Raw genomic sequence first — 22,716 nt, 5'->3', positions numbered from 1 at the left:
AAAACCCTATACCCCAACCTTTCGAACCGAATCCGTCCACTCAACCCATACAGAGGAATCACTCAGACAACCGGAATCACTTAGAGGTGACATTAGACGCCCAATAACTTCGAGCAGCGGAAGATCCTCACCAGATCGATCAAAAATGCCCTCAAGGAATACCAGCATCACTGAGAATGCATCGAGCAACGTTAAACGCCCGCCTGACGAATTCATTTGCGCGCTACAAAATTCAGAACTAAGTGCATTTCCAGCGACGGCAACCTCTGCAAATGCATCGCGCCAGTCATCCCACATTGCCGGGTCATTAGGCAAGCCATTCGCCCACAAAAATGAGCTGGCCGAAGATAATAGATCAACGAGAGTGTCCCGCCCATCCCCTCTCTCCATATACTTCCGCAAGAAAACGCACATCAGCACATATGCAGCCTGAGCGGAAACTTCACCAAAATCTTTCACATCAGTAACATTCATTTCGTAACCTTTTTTTGAACCGGCTTTACCGGCGACGCAAATCCATAATCCTGATGATAAGGCAGCGGATTTTTATTTACCCCACCATTAACCACCACCCCCTTACTAACCCGAACCCATACCTGGGTTCCCTCTGACTGAGTTGAAGAAGACCACCTCACACCGAACTTGTCCACCCCATTGATTGCCGCCGGATCATTGGCAACACGGAGGAGAAGCTCTCTGTTTGCAGGAGTATCGGGCAGGTGACCTCTATCATCTCTAAACATGTGGTCAATTCGCCCCTCATCGATAACCACTCTATCTGCGGTAGCAACCCCCTTTACTCGCAGAACATTAGAGAATTTATTTCCAGATCTTGCGATCAATGCCAGATATGCCTGCGCCTTCTCGACCTCGGTAAGAACAGCCCCTTGGTCCACCATCGCCTGAATGTCGATCGATGGGTACTTAGACGTAACCAAACCACTAATCAGATCAAACTGTGCAGCGACCCCATCACGCATCTTTGCCGCGTCTGCTGCTACCATATCCATGTACCACGAACTAATCCCCTTCTCGGCAATAGAGGAGATGGCGGTCAAGCTGCTCGCAAGTGCCTGACCACGCAACTCACGGAACGCATAGGAAGCGTCGGCACCTGGAGTTGGTCCCGCTATGCGGTCTTCTACGGAAACACCTGGATAGCGCAGCTGCCAGTAGGCGTCGATCCGCGCTGCAAACTCGCGCTTCCAGTCGTCTTCTGAAGTTGCTGGATAGGACCGCATACTCAGCTCAACAGCAGCACCATGCGCAAGCAATACGCGATCGCGCTCTGCGTTCAGCTCGTCATACGCACGAGTAACAGAGCCCTTACAGGCTTGGTCATCTCCCCCTTGCCACCGCACGCGGCCCGCTCGGACTCCATGAGCGCGATTTCCTGCCTGCTGAGCCAGTTGTTCTCAACCGAATTCTTGGCAATGTCCTGCAGCGATTCGATGGTCAGCGTGCCGCCGGTCTTGACGTCGATGCGGTCAGCCGTGGCGGTCGCGCCGCGCAACGTGGTGTCACCCTCGGCCTTCATCGAGATGTTCTTGCCGGTCAGCGTGGTGTTCTGCCAGGTGCTGCTCTCGGCATTGGCCTTGCTGCTGCCAACACTGGCTTCGGCGTACACGTACACGCCGTACCCGCCATTGCCGGCGAACAGGTCGCTCTGCTGGTCAACACTCTGATAGCTGCCATTGGCCTTGTCTGCACTGGCGTAACCGTCTGCATTCTCGATTATGCTGAACGACACTTGCGCGTACTGATGGAGGCAGCGCTACCTCAACAGTCTCGACGCGAACATTTGGTTCAGTTCGGGCGGATTCAACAGGCCCGCGCAGACAGCAATCATCGACAGTGGCGTAGTCGCTCGAGAACCTCCTCCCGAGCAGGAAAGCGTGAAATGTACTCACCATCAATCTCAGAAAGCCCACCACGCCACTGGAAAACTCTGTTACCCGGCATGAAAACCGACACAAGATTTACCAATAGAATCTCGTCAATTTCACCACCATCATCATCCATTTCAATACTGAGCAACGCCCCCCCTCTACCACCAAGGAAAGCCCCTGCGCCACCAAGTATTCTGCGACTACCCCACCCCTCAATATTTCAATTCTGATCCACGGCTCAACCTCCGACTTCCGACTCCACTCAGCATTGATCTCCCACTTATTCACCTTCAAATCAATAAAACTACATTCATTCAAACTTTCGTGATCTTGAAAGTATGAAATCGGAACTTCACCCCACGCCTGACAGACGAGAGATTCCCTCTCAGGAATTACCCCTTCAGCGACCAGCACAACCACATATCTAGTTCCCATCACATATTTCCCGTTTCCTGAAGACGTCGCAGCCCCTTTTCGGCGTTTTTAACCAACTGATCCCTCGCTGATTGCGGCAATCGCTTGAATGCTTTGTCTATCTGCGGGGCTAGCGGCAATGAAAGGTCTGGACGGAAGTCTACGATTGAGTCCTTGCCCCCGCCGGATTGTATTTGAAGCTTACCATTGGGCTCGATATCCACTCGCAACAACCTCTTTCGGCCACCAATAACAGCCTCAACTGGCTGGCCAATGGTCTCGCTCGCCTTGATTACACCCTTGGTTCCGGAAACAGCCGAACCCATGCCGGGGCTTTTGATGCCCCAGCTGCCCCGCAATGCTCCCAATCCCCTATCTGCCCCTCGTGACAAGATCGCAAGGTAAGCAGCCATCTCTTCGGTCTTCGTCATGACCGACGATTGATCGATGGCACCCTGCATGTAGATGTCAGGGTGAAGAGATGATACATAGCCCCGCATCAAGCTCAATGTCGAAGAAAGACCCTCCAAAGTTGCCTCGAGGTTTCGCCGACTCTTGTCCATAAACCATCGATCGAGACCCTTGTCCATGATCTCTCCGACGGCTGTCATAGCCGAAGCGAGGGCGTCATTTTTAAGCTGACGATAAGCAAATGCTGCGTCCGCTCCCGGCGTGGGTCCAGCGACCCTGTCCTCAACCGCAACACCGTACTGTTCCCAGTATCGATCGACACGAGTCGCCCACTCGTGCTTCCAGTCGTCCTCTGAAGTCGCTGGATAGGAGCGCATACTCAGCTCAACAGCAGCACCGTACGCAAGCAGCTCACGATCTCGCTCTGCGTTCAGCTCGTCATACGCACGTGTCACGGAGTCCTTACAGGCTTGGACATCTCCCCCTTACCGCCACACGCGGCCCGCTCGGACTCCATGAGTGCGATTTCCTGCTTACTAAGCCAGTTGTTCTCAACCGAATTCTTGGCAATCCCCGCATTCAACGCGATCCCAGCCAGATCCTGCCCCGACAACCCGCCCGCCAGAGCTCCCACCGCCTGTGACAGCGCCAGCACTGTTTCCCTTTCCTGTGGGCTGAGGTTCGAAGGGTCCCCGCCGAACAACTTGTCCGTCAGGAACTTCGCCGCCAACTCACCACCACCGGCCGCCAACGCCCCACTCCCCGCCTTGCCACCATTGGCCTCTGCCAACAGCGCGCCCAGCAGCGCGTGCGACAGCATCTGCATGGCCTCGCTAGGTACAGCACTCTGCTTGTTCGGGTCAAACGTCTTGCCGATCAGTTCAGCCGCATACGGCGCCAGCGCGTTGGAACCCAGCTGACCCAGTCCCAGCCCTTCAACACCACCGACCAACGCGCTGGTCACTGCGCCGAGCGCGCGGCCATAGACGCCATCCGGGGCCCACTTTTGCTGGGTAGCGAGCGCATCGGGGTAGGTTGCATCGAACGCGACCAGGCGCTTGAACTGCTCATCGGGAAGAAGCGCGTCGAATGCCCGTTTCTCTTCGGGACTCATCGGCTCCCGATACTTGTCCGTGATCTTCTTCGCATCCGCACTGCCAATATCCCAGGCAATCTGCTGGCTGGTGGCCATCACCGTCCCCGCCGCAGCCGCCATCGCCTGCTGGTCAGCCAGCAACTTGTTCGCGTCCGGCAATGCATCCAGCGCACGATGCGCTCCACTGGCGTCGGTGTTGATGCCCAGCTCGGCCGCCGACGTCTGCTTGCCACCGATGGTGATGTTGCCCTCGGTCAAGGTGGCAAGGGTGGAGCTGCTGTCGCTGCCCTTCTCCATCATCGGCAGGCCCGGACCACCTCGCGGTGCGGCGGTTCCCGGCTTGGGCGCCCAGCCATCCATCTGCCCGCCCGCACCACCACTGATGCTGCCGGAGCTGGCCGTGTAGTTCATGTGGTTCTGCAGGTCGGTGAACGTCAGCGAGCCCGCAGTCAGTTCACTGTTGCCCGCATGAGTGCTGGCAATCGCGCCGCCCACCAGGTTCACGTGGCCGGCATCGACGTGGTAGCCGCCATTGCCGGCAAACAGGCCGCTCTGCTGGCCGACACCCTGATAGCTGCCGCTGGCCTTGCCTGCGCTGGCATACCCGTCGGCATTCCACGCGGTACCGAACGACACCTGTACGCGGCCGCCCACCTGGCTGTTCCTGGACATGCTCTCGGCAATGTCCTGCAGCGATTCGATGGTCAGCGTGCCGCCGGTCTTGACGTCGATGCGGTCAGCCGTGGCGGTCGCGCCGCGCAACGTGGTGTCACCCTCGGCCTTCAGCGAGATGTTCTGGCCGGTCAGCGTGGTGTTCTGCCAGGTATTGCTGTCCGAGTTCGCCTTGCTGCTGCCCACGCTGGCTTCGGCATACACATACACGCCCGTCTGCGCCCCTACAGAGACGCCAACGCCCACTTCGGCGCCGGCATTGCTGCTCTTGCTGCGGTCTGCCACATGCGCCTTGCCTGCTTCCAGCAGAATGTCGCCGGCCGAATCCAGGCTGAGCGTGTTGCCTGCACTCAGGTTGCCCTGCACCACATGGATGTCGCCCTGGGTGCTAGTGAGGTTGACGTTGCCGCCGCCCTGAATGGTGGAACCACGCGACACCCTGCTGCTGCCATCGGCACTGCTGTTGGCGGTCTTGAAGCCGATGCCTGCTTCAGCACGGAACAGTTCGCCACTGCCGCCTCGGCCGGACAGCGCCGAGATCGCACTGGCTGCCTGGTACGCGTTGGCGCCCGCTGCCATGCCCTGCATCTTCTGCAGGCGATCATCGGACTGACGGGCCGCGTCCACGTTGTTGATCAGGTCGATCAACGGCGACTTCACCCGCGCGAACACGCCGATCTTCAGGTCCTTGTCGCTCTGCGAGTAGTGACCACTTTCGTCCGCGGTCAGCAACTCGATCTCGGCGGCGGTGATGTTCACGTCCTTGGCGGCCACCACGTTGCTGGCCGTCTGCGTGTACTTGCCCCCGGCGGTCAGGTTCACGCTGCCGCCCAGGCTGCCGATGCTGCTGGCCACCTGTGACACCTGCGCGCTGTCGTCCTGGTGCTGCTCGCGGTGCCAGCCGGAGAACTTCTCTGTATCCGATATCTGTACCGTGCCGATCGCCTTGCTGTCGGACGTATTGGCGTTGCTAACCGTATCCTGCCCGCTGCGCACCAGCAGATCGCCGGCCGCACGGATGCTGACGTCCTTCTCGGCGGCGATGTTGGCTGCGGTCAGGCTGATGTTGCCTTCGGTGGTGGCCATGCGCACGCCGCCGCCAACGGACAGCTGCGTGCCAGTGATGGTGTCACTGCTGCCGCTGCCCTGGCTCTGCGCGTTGTTGGTACCGAACGGCAGGCCGCTGGTGTTGTTGGCAAAGCCCCAGCCCTTGCCGCGGCTGCTGCTGTCGCTGCGCTCGGTGTTGTGGGCCACGTCGAACACGATGTCCTTGGTGGCCAGCAGCACAGCGTTGCCCTCGGCAGACATCTGTGTGCCCTGGCTGAGGATCGAGCCGCCGTTGGCAAACAACGTGAGATCGCCGCCTGCAGCCAACTGGCTGACGCGGGCATCACTGGTCGAATGGCTCTGCTCGCTGTTGGCGCGCTGGCTGCCGGCAGTCACCACGGTCGACGTGGTGGCCGCACGCAGGCCAGAGGCTGCGCCTTCAGCGGTGCGGGTGATCCGCCCCATCGCCGAGCCACTGTCGGCCATGCCGTCGGTGGTCGAATCGCGGGCGCTGCGGTAGGCCTTGGTCGGGTCGTAGGTCACGCCCACCGAGAAGCCGCTGGACTTGCTGGCCTGGCTGGATTGGCTGTCCGTGGTGTCCTGTCGCGCCAGCAGCGCAATCTCCTTGCCCACCAGTGTCAGGTTCTCGCCTGCGGCGACGTCCGACGCCTCGATCGTCAGTGTGTTTCCAGCATTGATCAGCACATTGCCGTCGCGCGAGGCGATCGCCGATCCCACCTGGGTGGTGGATTGCTCGGCGCGGGTGCTGCTGTTCTTCGCGCTGCTGTAGCCGACCGATGCCACGCCGTTGCCGAAGCCTCCGGTAACGCCGGATTTCTTTTTGCTCTCGCTGGACTCACTGCTGTGATGGTCCTCGGCGGCAGTGATCAGCACATTGTTGCCAGCCCCCAGGACCACGTTGCCGGTAGCATCGACCACCACACCTACCGCAGTCAGATCGCGTCCAGCCGTGATGTTGATACGCTCGCCCTGGATCGCCGTGCCGATGGCATAGCTGTCGCTCGCGTCGACGCTGCGCGTGGTGGTGGTACTGGAGAGCGTCTTCTTTTTCTTGTCGTAGCTGTCCAGGCTGTAGTCGTGCGTCTCGTTGGCCGAGAGCAGGTTGACGTCGCGGCCAGCGGCAACGCTTACCGCGCCGTCATTGCTGTCGACCAACGCAGCCGTCAGGTTCACGTCCCGGCCCGCGTTCAGCAGCAGATTGTCCCCGGCCTGCAATGTACTGCCCCGCACCGTCTCATCACTCTGGCTGACCTGCAGCGAGCTGCGCTTGCCCGCACTGGAGAAATCGCGGCTCTCGCTGTCCACCAGCGCCTGGCTGTTGATGTCCCCACCGGCCTGCAAGGCCAGACCGCCCGCCGCCCTGATCTGCGCGGCTGCCAGTTTGATGTCCTTGCCGGCCGCCAGCACCACATCGCCAGCGCCCTGCACTGACGTGGCAGCGTGTGTCGTCCTGCTGCTGCGCTGATGGTTGCGTTCATCGAAGGTGGCGTCGCGGCGTTCCTCCAGCGCAATCGCGCCAACATCCAGAGTGCCGCCTGCGGCCAGCTGGGTCAGACCGTCGGCGCCGGCGTTGCGGATCTGTGCGGCCTGCAGGCTGATGTCACCACCGGCCACCACCGACAGCATGCCGTCGCCACTGGGATTGGTTACATACAGACCGGCGACCCGATCAATGCGGTTGGTCTCGTACTGGTAGGTGCCACCGCCCTGCTGTGTCTCCACCGTGGAGGCCACCGTGACATTGCCCGCAGCCTTGACCGACAGCGCATCGGTGGCCGTCACGGCGGCACCGACAACACGGATGTCCTTGTCCGACGACAGCCCGACGTACTGGCCGGAAATGCTGCCGCCCAGATGCTCGATGTTGCCGGCATCGATGGTCACCAGCTTGCGCCCGGCGATGTTGCCGGTGTTGACCAGGCCATTGCCCAGTTTGATATCGACATTGGCGCCGGCCAGCAGTGCACCGTTGCCGTCCAGGTCGCCCGGGCGCAGGCGCAGGTAGACCTGCGGCACCAGCGCGGTGGTGGTGCTGCCATCGGCCAGGGTGACGGTCTGCTCGACCAGCCAGACGATGTCACTGGTCAGCTGTGCCATCTGTGCTTCGGTGAGCGCCACGCCGGGGCGCAGCCCCCATTCGCTGGCCACCGTGGCACCGGCCTCCAGCAGCGCACGGTACTGCGCCTCGTCGCTGGCGTAGCCGTCGAGGAAGCGGCGACCGGTCAACTGGCCGATCTGCTCACGCACCAGCTTCTGCTCGTAGTAGCCGTCACCCAGCCGCTTCTGCACGGTATCAGGCGAGTAGCCCATCTGGCCCAGCAGGTGGTCCGAACTCAGCCAGGTCTTGTGGTCGGTGAAGCGCGGATCGGTCTCGACCAGATAGTGGCCGCCGTTGGGATTGACGTTGAACAGGCTGGCGCTCGGCGCGCGCGTGTCCGGTGCACCCATCGCGATGCGATCCGGCGATCCTCCACTGGCTGCGACCACGCGCGGCCCGGACGTACCGGTGTTGCCGCTCACGCCGCCGACGCTGCTAGCTTGCTGGGTACTGGCACCATCGGCCGCCTGTGCCAGCGCGCGTTCGGCACCGGTGCCGGCGGACTGGCCCGGCCCCTGCGCACCGCCATGACCCGGCCCATCCGGCAGCGCCGTGGGCCCCTGCACGTTGAGGTTGGCCATGGCCGAACCGTTCTGCACGTTCGGCGCGTTCCGTCCCTGGTTGAGGTTGCTCAGGTCACCGACGTCGATGCTCAACGTGCCGTTGGCGGTAATCTGGCCCCCCAGCTGGCCGATCTTTTCGGAGATGGGCTCGGCGGTCCATTGCGTTCGGGTGCCGTCGTAGGCGATGGAGGTGTTGTTGAAGGTATGCGTGCGGAACAGTTCGAGACCGACGTTACTGACACGGCTGTCGGCGCCGTGACCGACGATCTGCAGATTGCCGCCCGCAGCAATCTGCGCGTAGCGGTTGTTCAGCTCGTCCACCGACAGGCGCATGTTGCCGCCGGAACGGATCACCGCATCGGCACCGGCACCGGGCTGCAGCTGGTCCTCATGGGCCACGTGGTGGGCAACGCGCTTTTCTTCATTGAGGCCGTGTTCCTGCGTGTGCTGGCGGCGACCGACGATGGTCGCATCGGGATTGCTCAACGACGCCGGGGTGATGAACTGGATGCAGGTAGTGCTGCAGGTGCCGTAGGCGCTGGAGAACGTCAGGCGGTCGTTCTGGTAGGTGAACTTCTCCTTCGACTTGAGCACGTCGAACGGATCGCCGCCCGGCACCTGGTCCGGATTGGCGGCAGTGCCCTTGCTCACGTAGTAGATCGTGACGGTGCCGTTGACCGGATCCATGCGCCAGCGCTCACCGCGCACGTCATAGCCCAATCCACCAGAGCCGAAGAAGAAGCGCGAGGTGCTCGCGGTCAAGCGAACCACCGCCTTGCCCAGGCGGGTGCCGTCCGGCGCAATGTAGGGCTCGTCCTGCAGCACGTCTTCCGGCGCGATGTAGTAGAACTCCCAGGCCTTGTAATTGCTGGTATCGCTGACCGTGCCTGCGGTGTTCTTCGAGTTCTTCTGCCACGCCGCCACCATCATGTTGACGGTAGTGTCGATGGTCTTGACCTGGGTCGGGGCGATCGCCACGTTCTCGCGGATGTTGTTGACCACCTGCGCATCGATGGACAGGTTGCCGCTCACATCGATGACCGAGCTGATGTTGTCGATCCGCCCGGCAATGCCGCTGGCGATGCGATCGGCACTCAGCGTGCCGCCGATGGCCGCATCACCGCCGCTGTAGATCAGGCCCTTGCCGGTGTTCTGCAGCTCGCGCACGCCCAGGTCCAGCCGCTCGCGTGCGGCCACGGTGCCGACGCGGGTGGCACCACCGGCCTCTTCGGCGCGGTTCTTCAGCACGCCGGTGGAGATCGCCACGCGATCACCGTAGATGCGCCCGGTGCCGAGATTGTCGATTTCGCCGGCCTCCAGGTGGGTCAACGCGCCATCGATCAGGCCGCGGTTGGTCAGCTGGCCACGGGCGTTGAGGTGGGTCGTGCCCTGGCTGGAGATCTCGCCTGACGCGGCATTGGTGATGTTCTGGGCGTTGAGGTCGAGGTTGCCACCGCGCACCACACCCTGGTTGTCGAGGTCGCCGGACAGGTTCAGCGACAGCGTACCGTTGGCGATCCATTCGCCACGATGGCGCATGCCCTGCTGCAGGATGAGGCCGAGGTCCCGCTGCGCATGCACCTGGCCGTCTTCGCTGAGCGCACGTGCGACCAGGGTCTGGCTGCCATCGGCGCGCAGCAGGCCGCCGCTGTTGGCGACGGTGTCCGCCTGGCTGTCCAGGTTGCCTCCGGTGCTGATCACGCCGCCGGTGTTCTGCAGCTGGCCGTTGATCTGCAGCCGCGCACCGCCATCAGTGACGACCTGGCCCTGGCTGTTGTCCAGCCAATGTGCACCGAACTGCAGCTGGCCCGCCTGCAGGCCACGCGTGCCGTCGCCGCCACGGGTGTTGCGGTTGTCCACGCTGGCGGCCGTGAGGGTCAGCAGCTGGCCGGCCGCGATCGCGCCGTCGGCGTTGTCCAGGTGCCCGCCCAGGGTCAGGTCGAGGTTGCGCCCGGCCTGCACGCGACCACTGGCATTGGCCAGGCTCGCCGCCTGCAGCGACAGATTCGCGGCGCTGGCAAGTGTTCCACCGGAACTGTTGTCGACGCGGGCCAGCAGCAAGCGCGCATCGCCTTGTGCATTGACTGCGCCGCCACGGTTGTCCAGCACGCCACCATCCAGCTGCAGCTTCCCTGCCGCCAGCAATCCACCGCTGCCGGCGGTGGCGCGGTTGTCGATGTCCTGCCCGGCCGTGTTGATGGCCAGGTCGGCCGCCGACTGCACGCGGCCGCCCTGGTTGTCCATCGCGCCACTGCGAACGCTCAGCGCGCCCTTCTGCGTGCCCAGCGTGCCGGCGCGGTTGTCCAGCCGCTGGCCGCGGGTATCGATGTCCAGCTGGCCGCCCAGCAGCGTGCCGCGCTGGTTGAGCAGGCCGTTGCCCTGCAACTGCAGCCGTTCGCCGGCCTGCATCGCGCCGTCGCTGTTGTCCACGCCTGCCGCCGTGGTCACCGTCAGGTCCTTGCCAGCGACCAGGGTGCCGTGGCGGTTGTCGAGACTGCCGGCGTCCAGGGTCACGGTGCCGGTGCTGGACAGCAGGCCCTGCTCGCCATTGTCGAGACGACCCTCAACGCTCAGCACCAGCGCGCTGCCGCCCGCATGCACGGTGCCGCCCTGGTTGCCGAGGCTGGCCGCGGTGACCGTGCCGGCACCGCCGAGCAGGATGCGGCCCTTCTGGTTGTCCAGCGCCTGGCCGATCGCCAGCGTGGAGTGACCCGCGCCTGCCCCCTGCAGCGTGCCCTGTGCATTGATCAGCTGCTGCGCGGTGACAGCCAGCGCGCCATTGCTGGCCAGCGAACCGCCGCGATTGTCCAGCACACCCTGTACGCGCAGGCGCAGCGCGTCTTCACCGGTTGCGGTGAGCGTGCCACCGGCGGTGGTCAGGGTATCGGCGGTGATGTCGACGCGGCGCGCCGACGCGGTTGCCGCGGTCAGATCGAGGTTGGCGCCGTCCAGCGCGAAGCTGCCATTGCTGAGCACGCTGCCGCCGTTGCCCAGCAGGGTCTTCGCCGAGACCTGCAGCTGGCCGCTCCCCGCGTGCTGGATCCTGCCTGCACGGTTGTCCAGCACCTGTGCCAGCAGGGCCAGGTCGCCATTGCTGGCCAGCGTGCCACCGGCATTGCCCAGCGTCGTGGCCTTGATGCGACTGGCGCCTTCGCCGCTGGCGATGATGCGGCCACCGGCGTTGTCGAGCGTGGTTGCCTCAAGGTCGAGGCGATCGGCGCCCAGCGTCGCGTCACGATGATCCACGTCGCCAGCACGCAGGGTCAGCGTGGCCGAGGAGACCAGCGTGCCCTTGCTGCCGTCCAGGCGGCCGGTGGTGATGTCCAGGCCCTGGTTGCCGGCCTGGCGGATGCTGCCGCCACTGTTGTCCAGCCGTGCGGAAGTGACCGTCAGGCGATTGGCGTTGCTGGCGATCGTGCCTTCGTGGTTGTCCAGCGCAGCGACGATCTGCAGCGTGCTGTCAGCCGTTCCGGCACCGCTGAGCGTGCCCTTGCGGTTGATCAGTTCACCGGCCTGAACATCCAGCGCGCCGTTGCCGGCGATCGTGCCGCCGCTGTTGTCCAATGCCTGCGCCACACGCACTAGCAGCGCCTCGCTGCCAGTCGCACTGAGGCTGCCGCCGGCATTGTCCAGGCGCTGCGCATCGATGGCGGTGCGCTCGGCCTGGGTAACGCTGCCGGCGCCGAGCACAAGCTCGCCCCTTCCAGCGTCAGCGACGACTGGCTGAGGATCCGGCCCGCCGCGCCCTGCAGGCTGTCGGCCCGGATCTGCAAGGTGCCTCTGCCCGCGTGTTCGATCGCGCCGCCGCGGTTGTCCAGGCGCGCTGCCTGCAGCTGCACATCACCAGTACCGGCCAATCGGCCACCGTTGCTGTTGTCCAGCAGCTCGCGGGCCAGCACCTGCAGCGCACCACTGCCTGCGGCCAGCACCTTGCCGCCCTGGTTGAGCAGGCTGCCAACCTGCAGCTGCACCTGGCCATTGCCGGATATCGCGCCGCCCGTGTTGTCCAGGGAGTCGCGCACCGTCAGCGCCACACCCTGCGTGCCGGCCGACTGCAGCGTGCCCTTCTGGTTGTCGATGCGACCGGCGTCGATGCGCAGGCCGCCGTTGCCGACGATCTGGCCGCCCTGATTGTCGAACGCATCGCGCACGTCCAGCGCCAGCGCCGAGACACCCTGCGAGACGATCTGGCCCTGGCGGTTGCGCAGTGCCCCGGCGTGGATCTGCACACTCTGCGCCGATGTCGTGCCACCACTCACGTCCAGCTCGCCGCCGGACAGCACCAGCGCGCCGTTGCTGAGCAGACGCCCTTCGCTGCCACGCAACGTATCGGCCTGCACGCTCAGGATGCCGGTGCCAGCCTGCTGAACCAGGCCGTTGCTGTTGTCCAGCGTGGTCGCGACCAGTGCCAGATCGCCGTTGCCGGCCAACGTGCCGCGGGCACTGTTGTCCAGCGTCGTGGCCTTCACCGAACTGGCCCCGCTACCCAGCGACAGCAGGCTGCCGCCCCGGTTGTCCAGCGTCGCGGCCAGGATCTCGAACCCGGCCGCACTGAGCGAACCGTTGCGCAGATCGGCGTTGCCGACCGACCATTGCAGGCGGCCCAGGGTACTCAGTCGCCCACCGCTGCCGGCCCAGTCGCCCGTATCCAACGCGAGACCACCGCCACCGGCATGTTCGATGCGGCCTCCCGCATTGCCGACCTGGCCTGCGCGCAATGCAAGCCGCGTGGCATTGGTGGCCAGCAGGCCACCGTCGTTGTTGAACAGGCCCTGCACCGTCCACGACGATGCCGCCTTGCCGGCGTGGCGCAGTTCACCACCGCGGTTGTCGAGCGCCTGCGCATCCAGCGACAGGTCGCCGGCCACGCTCAGCGCACCCTTCTGGTTCGACAACAGGCCCACCTGCAGCGCGGCATCGCCATGCACCTGCAGCGTGCCGCCGTCATTGCGCAGCTCCCCCCAGCCTGCAGCGCGCTCACGCCCAGGCGACCGCCGCTGTTGTCGAGACCGTTGCGTGCGGCCAGTGACACCGAGCCGCCGTTGCTGATGCTGCCGCCGTCGTTGTCCAGCGTACCGGCGATGGCGATCAGGCCCTCGGCCAGGGGCAGCTCCGGCGACGTCGGCGTGCCCGCCGAGCCCCCATTGCCGCCTCCGGTTCCCGGCGTTCCCGGCGTGCCGGTTCCGGGTGTTCCACCGCCACTGCCGGGCGACGCGCCGCTGCCAGCGCTGCTCCCGTTACCACTTGATGCCATGGCATCCAGTGCACCCAACAGGCCATTGCTACGGTTGCTGGCTGCGTCGGCCTTGAGTGCCAGCGCTTGCACACCGGTCTGTTCAATGGCGCCGCCATGGTTGCGCAACCCCTGCGCCTGCAGCTGCAGGCGCTGTGCATTGAGCGTGCCGTTGCTGTTGTCCAGCGTGCCACCGGCGGTGATCGCAACTTCGCGCGTGGCGGCGATGGTGCCGCCATTGGCAAGATCGCCACCGGCCTGCACGCGCACGTTCTGCCGCGACTGCAGGGCGCCGATGTTTTCCAGCCGGCCATCCACCGTCACCACCAGCTCGCCGGCCTGTGCGCCAATGCTGCCGGCATTGCGCACGCCCACGCCGTGCTCATTGCCGACCAGCCAGATCTTGTTGGCGAACATGCCGCCCAGCGCACCAACGTCCAGCGCGAAGGCCGGCGCCTCGCCGCTGGCCGCGGTCGCGCTGGCCTGGCTGTGGTCGGCACTGACTACGTTGTTGCCCAGCGTCGCCTGCAGCTGGTTGGCCCAGATGCCGGCGTTGACCTGCAACGAACGGGTGATCAGGTCGGTGTAATCGGCACGGCTGGTGTCCAGGCCATCGCCATCGATCTGGATCGCGCCACCGGTGACCCGATAGCCCTCAAGTGCGCCTGCACCCGTGAACATCGGCGTGCCGGTGGTCAGGGTCACCCGGCTGGCATTGAGGAAACCGCCGCCATTGACCTGGATCCCGGCCGGGTTGGCAATGATCACTTCGGCGCGCTGCCCGGCCACTTCCACATAGCCGTTGAGCCGGCTGACCGGACCATTCACTTCATTGAGGATGATCCGTGCACTGCCGGTGGCGAGCCACGGGTTGCCCTGCACCCAGCCGCCCAGCTGCGTCTGCACCTGGCCGCGGGCGTTGTTGAGGATGACGCCATCGCGGCCCACGTCGAACTGCGAATAGCGGTTGCGCGACACACCCGCCGCCGACGGCGTGGTGATGTTCACCATCGGCACGCCATTGGGTGCGGTCACCATCGTCGGCCGTTCACGGCCCGGCGCATTCGGATCGGAAATGATGCGCGCATCGGACTGCGCCAGCGCAGGCGTTCCCAGGCTGACCCAGCCCAGTGAGCACATCAGTGCGAAGCCCAGCGGCGACAGCGCGGCGCTCTGCCGGCCCGGCACATGGCCGACCAGGCCACCGCCGCCCTTCACCAGCTCCGAAGCCACCTGCCAGACGCGCAGCGCGCGGTTGAAAACCAGACGATAGATAGTGTTCATGTCACGTGTCCTTGTGGCGGATCAGTAGCGCCAGGCCAGGCTGAAGCCGAATGTGGTGTAGTCGGTGGGGAAATGGGCGGGTTTGTGCAGCGCCGAACCCACGAAGCCATCCCAGGAAAGCTGCTGCCAGCCGCCGCGCAGGCCCAGTGCCATGCCGGCCAGGTCATGGCCGGACTGCCACTGCGCGGATGGGCCGCCAATGCGGCCGTAGTCGGCAGCCACGTAGAACTCCTGGCCGCCCCCGATACCGAGCGAAAGATCGTTGCGCAGCGACCAGCCACGCTCGCCACTGAGCGAACTTTCACCGTCGAAACCGCGCACGGTATAGCGGCCACCGATGGCGAAGCGATCCTGTGGCGAGAGCGGTGTGCGGTTCCACTGCGCCCGCCATGCGGCGGTGTAGCGCAGGCGCTGCCTGCCCAGCTGGAACGGCACGCTGAACTGCGCGTCGGCGGTGATCAGCTTCATCCGCGAGGTGCCTTCCAGCGGCAACGTCGGGTCCCACAACTGCGCCATCTCTTCCGGCGAACGCAGTGCGTGGAAGGCGCCCGTGCCACGCCGGTAGGCCACGCTGGCATCGAGCGTGGCAGTGCCGATGAACTGCTTGTGGGTCAGGCCCAGTTCCCAGCCAGCGGTGCGGCGGCGCTGCACTTCGATCTCGGTATCGTCGATGTAGTTCTTCGACTCGCGCTGCCAGCCGCGTGCGTAGGCACTGAACTTGACCTTGGCATTGCGCAGCAGCAGCCGGTCCACCCGCGCTTCGGCGTTGCGGCTGTGGCCGCTGTACTCATAGCGTTCAAAGGCGCCGACCACGTTCTGGCTGTAGTCGTAGGCGCTGGCAGTAGCACCGAACAGCCAGTAGCCGTAGGGCACGTCGTAGTGCGCGGTCCAGCTGTCGGTGTCCTTGCCGCGGCCGTTGAACACGCCACGGCCCGCACTGACGTAGAACAGCTCGTTCAGGCCCAGCGGATTGTCCAGCGACAGCGTCGCGTTGGCCTGCAGCTTGCCGGTGCCGCGGCTGCCGGCATCGTCCAGGGTGACGCTGGCGCGCACCGGCGAGCGCTGCGTCCAGTCGATCTGCAGGTCGCTCTGGCCCGGCGCCGCGCCCTCGCCGTCGGCCGGCGCGATCTTGATGTCGGCGCTGACGGTGGGCACGCGCTGCAGGTTCTCCAGGCCCTGCTCGATGTCACGCAGGTTGAGCAGGCCGCCGCTGCGGATCGGCAGTACATTGGCGAGGGCCGGATGCCGTCCCTGCGGATCGGAGAACACGGCCTCGCGGAAGCGGCCCGGCACCACCGACAACGCCAGCGTGCCCTGGTTGAGGTCCTGCGGTGCCGACAGCACGCGCGTGGTGACATAGCCACGGGCGATGATCGCGTTCTGCACACGCTTCATCACCACGTTGATGCCTTCGGTTCCCAGGCAACGGCCAGTAGCCGGATCGTCCGTCGGGTCGGCCGCCGCCAGTGCCCAGCCGAAGCGCTGGCTGTCTTCGCCTTCCAGCACGATGCGATCGATGCGTACGCACGGGTGCTCCCGCGCCGGCAGGCGGTCGCCCTCCTTCTGCGCGTCCCGCTCCAGGCGGACGTCGGGGCGTTGTTCCTGCTGCTCGCGCAGCACGCGTTCGCGCTCCTGCTGCCGCAGCAGTTCCTGCGCGGCGGGATCACCGGCCTGCTGGGCGGTCGCCGGCCATGCGGCAACGGCGAGCATCAATGACCAACCACGATGGAGCCTCGGCCCCGGGTGCTTCTTCCCTGTTTCCACGCTACGTTCCATTCGAAATCGTCCTGCCAGCGCCCGCGGTGCCAGCCGCGGTGCTGCAGGAACGTGAACCGAGGCTGCGCCACCATGGACAGCCACGGCATCGCGCGACAGGCGCAATGCCGGAGTACAGATCGGCCGGCGCGGGAGTTTCTGAAGGATGAATTTCCGGTGGGCGCGCGTCAGCCCGGTGCAAAGGCTCGCGGCAAAGCGCTGGCAGGTTGCGGAACGAGCGTTCGCCTCGTGCCTGCAAAGCGGCGCATGCTGCTGCACGACAGCCGTGCAGCGAAGTGCAGCCGCGAAGTATGCGGTGCACGGCCCACGCCCGCAAAGCGATTCCGTTCAGCCGCACACGCCCTGCGCGCGGGTCACGCTACAGTCGGCGCATGACCATCGTCCTACAGATTGAAGGCGCCGCCATCGATGACATCGCCAGCCTGTACGCGGAGATCAACCGCGTGTTCATGGCTGGCGAGGCGTGGCAGCTCGGGCCGAGCCCTTTCCGTGCCGTACCGGCCTGCCACCGGTGGCGGCAGCCCTGCGCCCCAGCAGTTACCATGGACGGCCCTGTACGCGCTCCGCTGCCGCTGCCCTCCGGCGCGGCCGGATGCCCTGATCCACGAGTCCCATGTCCAAAGACAAGTCCGCCGAACATACCCCGCTGATGAAGCATCACGGGCGCATGCTTTGCATCCGTATGTTTCTGAAAGATATTTTCCGGGACCGCGCCCACTGAGGGCTGGCATTGCTACACTGTCGCTACACGACTCTTGAACCGCGGCGCGGCTCATCGCCTCTTCCTTAGGGTCAAGTCCCGACCTCGCAAGGACTCCCAAGCGGCAATCGCTGGACGCGTTAGGGAACGAACCATTTCCACACTGAGCAGCCGCGTGGGCTGACCGAGATTCTGACAACGGCGCCGCCGCCGTTCGGCCCCTGAGCAGCCCATCTCGACTTCCATCATCGCCCGCCCCTCGCTCTTCATGGCCGAGAAGCGCTGCACGCGCTTTTTCCAGTGACCGAACTGCCGATCTCTTTCAATGCGACTCCAATGACCGAGACTACGGCGGCTTTGGTTAGAATCCGATTCGAAGGGCCGATTGTAGATCGAGCCCTAACGCCAAGAGACAGACGGGCTAGGCAGCCCATACAGGGGAAAACATGGATTTCAGCGTTCCACGAAACCGGCCATTGGCCGAGCTTCTTTCTCAAGCCGGCAGTGAAGATCTGGATGTCCTTGCTGACTTGATCACCGACAACGGCAAGGGGCGGCTCGCGCTCGATTCTGGCATCAAGGCGCTCATCGTTAAGCGAAAGGCCGAAGGGGCCCTTCAGTCGATTGCTGATGTCCTGGAAAAGGAGTTCTGCGACTTCGGCGGCAACACCCTGATGAACACCTACAGGTCCTCCGGGGTCGAATACCCGGAGCTAGCTAAAGACGTTGCTAAAAAGCTGGGTAGCAAGATCCCAGAGGGCGCCGACGTCTATGCCCTCGAAGAGTTGGCCCTTGCGGGAGCCATCGGGAAATACTCGCCCGACGATGCAACTGCAGAGGGCGCTGGCGAGACCACGCCGAACTCGGTCATCGACAAGGTGGTGCAACAACTAGTTCAAAACGCAGGGACGGCAACAGGCTTGGCCTCCGCTGGTGGGGTCGCAGGCTTTGCATCCGCTTTGGGCGCTCGTGCAGCATCGTTTGTCGCGGGGCCTGTCGCTGTTGGGGCCGCGGGATACTCACTCTATGAAGCCACAGGCCCAGCATTCCGCATCACAATCCCGGCTGTTCTCCAGATCGCCAAGATTCGTCGCAAGCGGATCGACGCCGATTTCCAACACTATTGTGAGAGGCTGAAAGCATGTCTCTGATCAATGCAGAGCTGGCGCGTGATCTGCCCAAGCTCCAAGACATCCTTGCGCGTGTCGCTTCTGGGGAGCTGAACGTTTTTGGCGGCGTGGTGCGATACGCCGCGGGAACTGGAAAGGGGGCCAGATCGCCGCGCACCTTGTATTCCCAAGCGACCCGCAGCAGGCCCAGCAGAGCATTTCCCAACTGCAGGCCGCCATGCAACAAAGTATGGGCAATCTTCAGGGCGGCATTGATGTCCTCCAACAGAGCATGGGCTCACTTCAGGCCCTGCAGATGGCAAACCTCGCCATGGCTGGCTTGAACCTGGCGGTCACAACCGCAGGCTTCGTCATTGTTTGTAGAAAGCTCAACAAGATCAGCGGCCAAATCGAGTCCCAGTCCGCTGGCATAGCCCAGACACTTCAGCTGGTGAGCGAGGCCCACGAGCGTAGCTTGCTGATGGATGAGGCGAGGTTCCGCGGCCTGGTCCTGGCTTGCCAACAGCACTTTGAGGAAGGCGACACGGAGCTCCTCAAGCACAAGATCCAAGATTTCCACGAGCAATACCAGTTCACCAAGCTGGTGTTGCAGCGCCACGCAGTTAAGGCAGCAAGCAACAACGAAGCTCGCTTGATTGATATCCAGGTTCTCCAAGACCGCCTAGTGAACCTTGGCCTGTTCCTCTCCCATATCCAGACCAAGGTGGGAGCCCGCGAGCGCGGGCAAGAAACCCTTCGGAACCTTGCGCAGGATCTGGAGGAACTCAACGGGAGCCGCGTGCAGGCCTTGACCTCGGATCGCCAGTTCGCTTTCAGCATCACCGAAGATCAGCTGAGCAAGGTGACTTCTTTCATCCAACAGGGGCAGCAAGCCATCCCTGCCCTTACCTACCAGGCCGACCTTCTCGCCCTCGAACACTTCGATGTCGACGCTGTGAACGAAGCGGCGACGACAGGAGAGATCGTGGTGATTGCGGCGTAGTCACCTGGATTGACTTTTATTTGATGCGTGCTATTAACTAATGAGGCATGCTTTCTTACCTCCCCATGCCTCATTAAGCCCCCACCCCCGGATGACTCGGGGGCTTTTTATTTTTTTCGCCTTGCGCTTTCCATACAATCCACTATCCCTGAATGCATCCAACGATCTTTCTGGGAGGAAAGCATGCAGTCCCGATTTACCATCACCGCCATCCTGGCTTGCCTGGCCTTGGCCGGGTGTTCGACCGTTCAACCCAAACCCAAGCCCAGCACCCCTTGGATCTACCAAACCCCTAAGCCGCACGGCGCCATTTACCGGTTCTTCCATCCGAAAAGTGAAAGGATGTGGAAAGGGGTTTCCCCAGCGCTGCGGGAAAAGGTTGAAGCCGTCCAAGCTCAACTCGCAGCAGAGGGCTACGACGTCCGCCCGGTCGAGGGCTACCGTTCGCCAGAGCGGCAAGCTGCGCTACTCGCTTCAGCTTCTAATGTCACGACGGTTGGTGCCTACAGTAGTTGCCACAACTTCGGCCTCGCATTGGATGCCGCCGTTTTCGTCAATGGCGAGCCGAGCTGGAACCTGGACGATGCCTATGTAATGGCCGGCTATCAACGCTTTGGCGAGCTGGCGGAGATCGTGGGGCTGAACTGGGGCGGCCGGTGGACCAACCCGAAAGACTATCCCCACGTCGAACTGAAAGCCGAGTGCGGCCAGGCCAAGTGGGCCTACCGGCAGGGACGCAAGCCGGGCGCGTTTCCTCCAGTGACCGGGACACCCTCTTCTGAAGTGCTGGCCCGGGCGCTGGCTCCGGCCTGGTGTCCTGCTGGCATGGAAACGGAGTGTCTGGCGTGGGGCAATGAAAACCGGATGGCCTGGAACTGGACGCTCCCGCGTCGGGTTTGTTTTGCGACCTTTCCTAACACATTGAAAAAGATCGGATGATCGCCTTGCGGAAATGAAATCGCCTGCTATGGATGAAGTATCAATCCATACTCGGAGGGTTTTCATGGCTTCGCTTCGCATTTCGATTTTGACGGCTTTGATGGGGGGCGCGTTGTTTTCCTCACCATCGTTTGCTCAAACCGCCACGGGGACCGGGGCCACGGCTTCGGACCCCAACTCGACGGCGACCGGGGAATACGCCCAAGCCTTAGCCCCGAATGCCACTGCAACGGGGGCCTATGCCAATGCCTCCGGGAACGGGGCCGTCGCCACCGGTGTTCAAGCCAACGCCTCTGCAGACAACGCAGTGGCGTCGGGCACGAATGCCCAAGCGTCCGGCGCGAACTCCATTGCGATGGGCCAAGCCGCGAATGCCACGGCGGTGAACGCCGTTGCGGTAGGCACGCTGAGCTACGCCGGGGGCGAAGCGGCCATGGCCCTAGGAGCGCAATCCGCGGCTACCGGCGTCCATTCCTTGGCGGCTGGTGTCCAGTCACAAGCCAGCGGGGACCTCTCGTTGTCGCTGGGCTACTTCAGCCGGTCGCGAGGCAACTCGTCGTTGGCTCAGGGCACCTTGGCAGAAGCCAACGCGGATCATGCAGTCGCCATTGGCTCCTCCACGGTCGCCGACGCGCGCCAGTCTGTCGCACTGGGCGCCGGGGCAGAAGCACGAGCGCAAGATTGCGTCGCCCTGGGCTCCCATAGCCGATGCTGGGCCAGCGACGAAGTCAGCGTGGGATCCACTTCTGAGGACGGAGGCCAGAGCACCCGCCGAATCACCAACGTCCGCGCCGGCACCTCGGACACCGACGTCGCAAACCTCGGACAGGTCCGTCAGGCGGCCCAAGCGCTGGGCGGCGGTGCCACGTTCGTCAACGGCAACTTTGTCGCGCCCATCTTTCAGTTCCGTAGTGGAGCCACCTACAACACTGTCGAGGCCGCTATGGATGATCTTGATGGTCGCTTGACTGTCCAAGAGCAGAATCCAGGCGGTGGCTCGGGCACGCCAGGCCCGCGTGGCGCAGATGGGTTGAGCGCTTACGAGGTGGCGTTGGCCAACGGCTTCCAAGGCAATGAACAAGTTTGGCTGGCAAGCCTGAAAGGGGAGCCAGGGGAACAAGGGCCTGCCGGCAACGATGGGGTGGATGGAACCGCCGGCAACGGCACGGGCGGCTCGACCGTCACGGCGGGCACCAACACCACCGTGACCGACAACGCCGATGGCACCCAGACCGTGGGCGTGGCGGACAACGTTCAGCTCTCCCAGAGCGGTTCGGTGAGCGCTGGATCGGTCACCATGAGCAGTTCGGGCTTCACCGTGGCCAACGGGGCGTCAGTGACCACCGCAGGCGTCAACGCGGGCAACCAGCGCGTGACCAACGTGGCTCCGGGGCGCATCGAGCGCGATTCGACGGATGCTGTGAACGGTTCGCAGATCTACGAAATGCAGCAGGTGTGGAATGACCGCTGGGTCGATACGGACCGCCGTTTGCGGCACCAGGATCGCCGGATCAACGGTTTGAGCGCCCAACTGGGAGCGATGAGCCAGATGGCCACCGCTGCGGCGCAGAACGGGGGCACGGCCGTTGGCCAGGTGAACCTGAACGTGGGCGTGGGATTCTCGGGGGCAGTGCTGCAATGGCCGTGGGCTGGGGTGCTCGGGTGTCTGAGCGCACCAGTATTTCTGCTGGCCTGTCCTTTGGCTCTGGCAACAAGCCGGTGGCCGGCTTCGGGTTGAGCATCAACTTGGGGCGCTAAACGATTGCGTGGTGGAAAAGGAGGTGATCGTATCTCGGCAAGGGCCCTTCGGGGCCCTTGTTCGTGCCATGGCTTGACGAATCGGTTCTTTCTTTTATGGGTATGTAGGTATACCCATCGATGGAGGACCCTTGAACTGGAAACGCAATCAGAAATACCTGCCCCGCCCACGCCATCTCTACGGGTTGTTCTTTGACAACGGGTGCTGCTACGTGGGGCAGACCGTCGATTTAAAGCAACGCGAGCAGCAGCACCGCAGTGCTCGTGGGGGCTGGCAGGGACGCCGATTCTCGTTCGTCCCGCTGTCGAGCATGACGGGCACCCAGGCCGATGCTGAGGCTCACGAATACGCGTGGCGCTACAAGGCCTTTCAGCATGGCTGGCGAATCTATAGCAAGCCGCCTGGCCTCATCATCCGCAATCCGCGTCGCCGCACCACGGGTTACATAAAGTCCTTGGCTGCCGGCTACACCTGGCCCGGTGCTGCACCCACGCCGGCTCGGGGAGTGGGCGGGAGTCCGGGGTGGATTGTGTTCAAGTGGTGGTTTATCTACCCCGGGATCCTCTGCCTGGTCCTGCTCGCACTGGGCCTGGGTCGTTGAGCCGACAACTCAAATGAGAACGGATCGTATCGCCTAAAACGCGCCTAAGGAAATGGGTTGCGCGCCTATGAACCGTGCCCTACATATACTGCCCTCAGGGA

14 protein-coding genes and 2 pseudogenes are annotated in these 22,716 nt (G+C 63.7%); 7 read left to right on the top strand and 9 right to left on the bottom strand.

Going from position 1 to position 22,716, the window contains the following annotated elements; all coding sequences use genetic code 11:
- Window positions 1–6: 6 nt before the first annotated feature.
- The 9 genes from DL544_RS06245 to DL544_RS06215 form a co-directional block, all read right to left on the bottom strand.
- Window positions 7–474: a hypothetical protein gene (locus tag DL544_RS06245; protein WP_139726893.1), complete on the bottom strand. Its 468-nt coding sequence runs from the start codon at window positions 472–474 to the stop codon at window positions 7–9.
- Entirely contained in the window at window positions 471–1,241 is a 771-nt protein-coding gene (locus tag DL544_RS06240) for a hypothetical protein (protein WP_139726892.1), read from the bottom strand. Before DL544_RS06240 ends, DL544_RS06245 begins: the two co-directional genes overlap by 4 nt.
- Before the next feature lie 53 nt (window positions 1,242–1,294).
- Window positions 1,295–1,750 carry a hemagglutinin repeat-containing protein gene (locus tag DL544_RS06235; RefSeq protein ID WP_065186722.1) on the bottom strand — a complete coding sequence of 152 codons (456 nt, stop codon included), beginning with the start codon at window positions 1,748–1,750 and terminating at the stop codon, window positions 1,295–1,297.
- Window positions 1,751–1,979: 229 nt separating this feature from the next.
- A complete protein-coding gene (locus DL544_RS06230; protein WP_176556911.1) occupies window positions 1,980–2,303 on the bottom strand; it encodes a hypothetical protein in 324 nt (107 codons plus the stop codon).
- A 20-nt stretch (window positions 2,304–2,323) separates the two neighbouring features.
- Entirely contained in the window at window positions 2,324–3,169 is an 846-nt protein-coding gene (locus DL544_RS21395; protein WP_219997159.1) for a hypothetical protein, read from the bottom strand.
- The gene (locus DL544_RS06220) at window positions 3,166–11,901 is read right to left on the bottom strand and encodes a hemagglutinin repeat-containing protein (protein ID WP_255313072.1); all 8,736 of its coding nucleotides are present in this window, start codon (window positions 11,899–11,901) and stop codon (window positions 3,166–3,168) included. The genes DL544_RS21395 and DL544_RS06220 overlap by 4 nt, the downstream gene beginning before the upstream one ends.
- On the bottom strand, window positions 11,793–13,106 hold the full coding sequence (locus DL544_RS21640) for a hypothetical protein (RefSeq protein ID WP_255313071.1): 1,314 nt from the start codon (window positions 13,104–13,106) through the stop codon (window positions 11,793–11,795). Before DL544_RS21640 ends, DL544_RS06220 begins: the two co-directional genes overlap by 109 nt.
- Window positions 13,082–14,728, bottom strand: a complete 1,647-nt coding sequence (locus tag DL544_RS21635; RefSeq protein WP_255313070.1) for a two-partner secretion domain-containing protein — start codon at window positions 14,726–14,728, stop codon at window positions 13,082–13,084. The genes DL544_RS21640 and DL544_RS21635 overlap by 25 nt, the downstream gene beginning before the upstream one ends.
- Before the next feature lie 21 nt (window positions 14,729–14,749).
- Window positions 14,750–16,438: a ShlB/FhaC/HecB family hemolysin secretion/activation protein gene (locus tag DL544_RS06215; protein ID WP_425604759.1), complete on the bottom strand. Its 1,689-nt coding sequence runs from the start codon at window positions 16,436–16,438 to the stop codon at window positions 14,750–14,752.
- Between the two features lie 437 nt (window positions 16,439–16,875).
- On the opposite strand from DL544_RS06215, the pseudogene DL544_RS21630 reads away from it, so the two are divergent.
- The 7 genes and pseudogenes from DL544_RS21630 to DL544_RS06185 form a co-directional block, all read left to right on the top strand.
- Window positions 16,876–16,986: pseudogene (locus DL544_RS21630) on the top strand (barstar family protein); the annotation flags it as partial.
- 664 nt (window positions 16,987–17,650) lie between these two features.
- Window positions 17,651–18,355 (top strand): YaaW family protein, encoded by a 705-nt coding sequence (locus tag DL544_RS06205; protein WP_139726889.1) that lies wholly within the window; start codon window positions 17,651–17,653, stop codon window positions 18,353–18,355.
- 208 nt (window positions 18,356–18,563) lie between these two features.
- Window positions 18,564–19,316: a hypothetical protein gene (locus DL544_RS06200; protein ID WP_139726888.1), complete on the top strand. Its 753-nt coding sequence runs from the start codon at window positions 18,564–18,566 to the stop codon at window positions 19,314–19,316.
- A 183-nt stretch (window positions 19,317–19,499) separates the two neighbouring features.
- A complete protein-coding gene (locus DL544_RS06195; RefSeq protein WP_050483500.1) occupies window positions 19,500–20,255 on the top strand; it encodes a M15 family metallopeptidase in 756 nt (251 codons plus the stop codon).
- Between the two features lie 13 nt (window positions 20,256–20,268).
- Window positions 20,269–21,714, top strand: a pseudogene (locus DL544_RS06190) (hypothetical protein); the annotation flags it as partial.
- A 179-nt stretch (window positions 21,715–21,893) separates the two neighbouring features.
- Window positions 21,894–22,013 (top strand): YadA-like family protein, encoded by a 120-nt coding sequence (locus DL544_RS22345; RefSeq protein WP_479692433.1) that lies wholly within the window; start codon window positions 21,894–21,896, stop codon window positions 22,011–22,013.
- Window positions 22,014–22,144: 131 nt separating this feature from the next.
- Window positions 22,145–22,615 carry a GIY-YIG nuclease family protein gene (locus tag DL544_RS06185; RefSeq protein ID WP_099470569.1) on the top strand — a complete coding sequence of 157 codons (471 nt, stop codon included), beginning with the start codon at window positions 22,145–22,147 and terminating at the stop codon, window positions 22,613–22,615.
- Window positions 22,616–22,716: the final 101 nt, after the last annotated feature.

The sequence above is a fragment of the Stenotrophomonas sp. pho genome (genome assembly GCF_006228405.1).
Classification (GTDB): domain Bacteria; phylum Pseudomonadota; class Gammaproteobacteria; order Xanthomonadales; family Xanthomonadaceae; genus Stenotrophomonas; species Stenotrophomonas sepilia.
The sequence above is the reverse complement of the archived record's forward strand: the minus strand, read 5'-3'. Positions and strand labels throughout refer to the sequence as shown.

Coding starts and splice junctions, on each gene's coding strand:
- DL544_RS06245 (WP_139726893.1), bottom strand. CDS start 474: ATGAATGTTACTGATGTGAAAGATTTTGGTGAAGTTTCCGCTCAGGCT.
- DL544_RS06240 (WP_139726892.1), bottom strand. CDS start 1,241: ATGCGGTCCTATCCAGCAACTTCAGAAGACGACTGGAAGCGCGAGTTT.
- DL544_RS21635 (WP_255313070.1), bottom strand. CDS start 14,728: ATGAACACTATCTATCGTCTGGTTTTCAACCGCGCGCTGCGCGTCTGG.
- DL544_RS06215 (WP_425604759.1), bottom strand. CDS start 16,438: ATGCTCGCCGTTGCCGCATGGCCGGCGACCGCCCAGCAGGCCGGTGAT.
- DL544_RS06205 (WP_139726889.1), top strand. CDS start 17,651: ATGGATTTCAGCGTTCCACGAAACCGGCCATTGGCCGAGCTTCTTTCT.
- DL544_RS06200 (WP_139726888.1), top strand. CDS start 18,564: ATGGGCAATCTTCAGGGCGGCATTGATGTCCTCCAACAGAGCATGGGC.
- DL544_RS06195 (WP_050483500.1), top strand. CDS start 19,500: ATGCAGTCCCGATTTACCATCACCGCCATCCTGGCTTGCCTGGCCTTG.
- DL544_RS22345 (WP_479692433.1), top strand. CDS start 21,894: ATGGCCGTGGGCTGGGGTGCTCGGGTGTCTGAGCGCACCAGTATTTCT.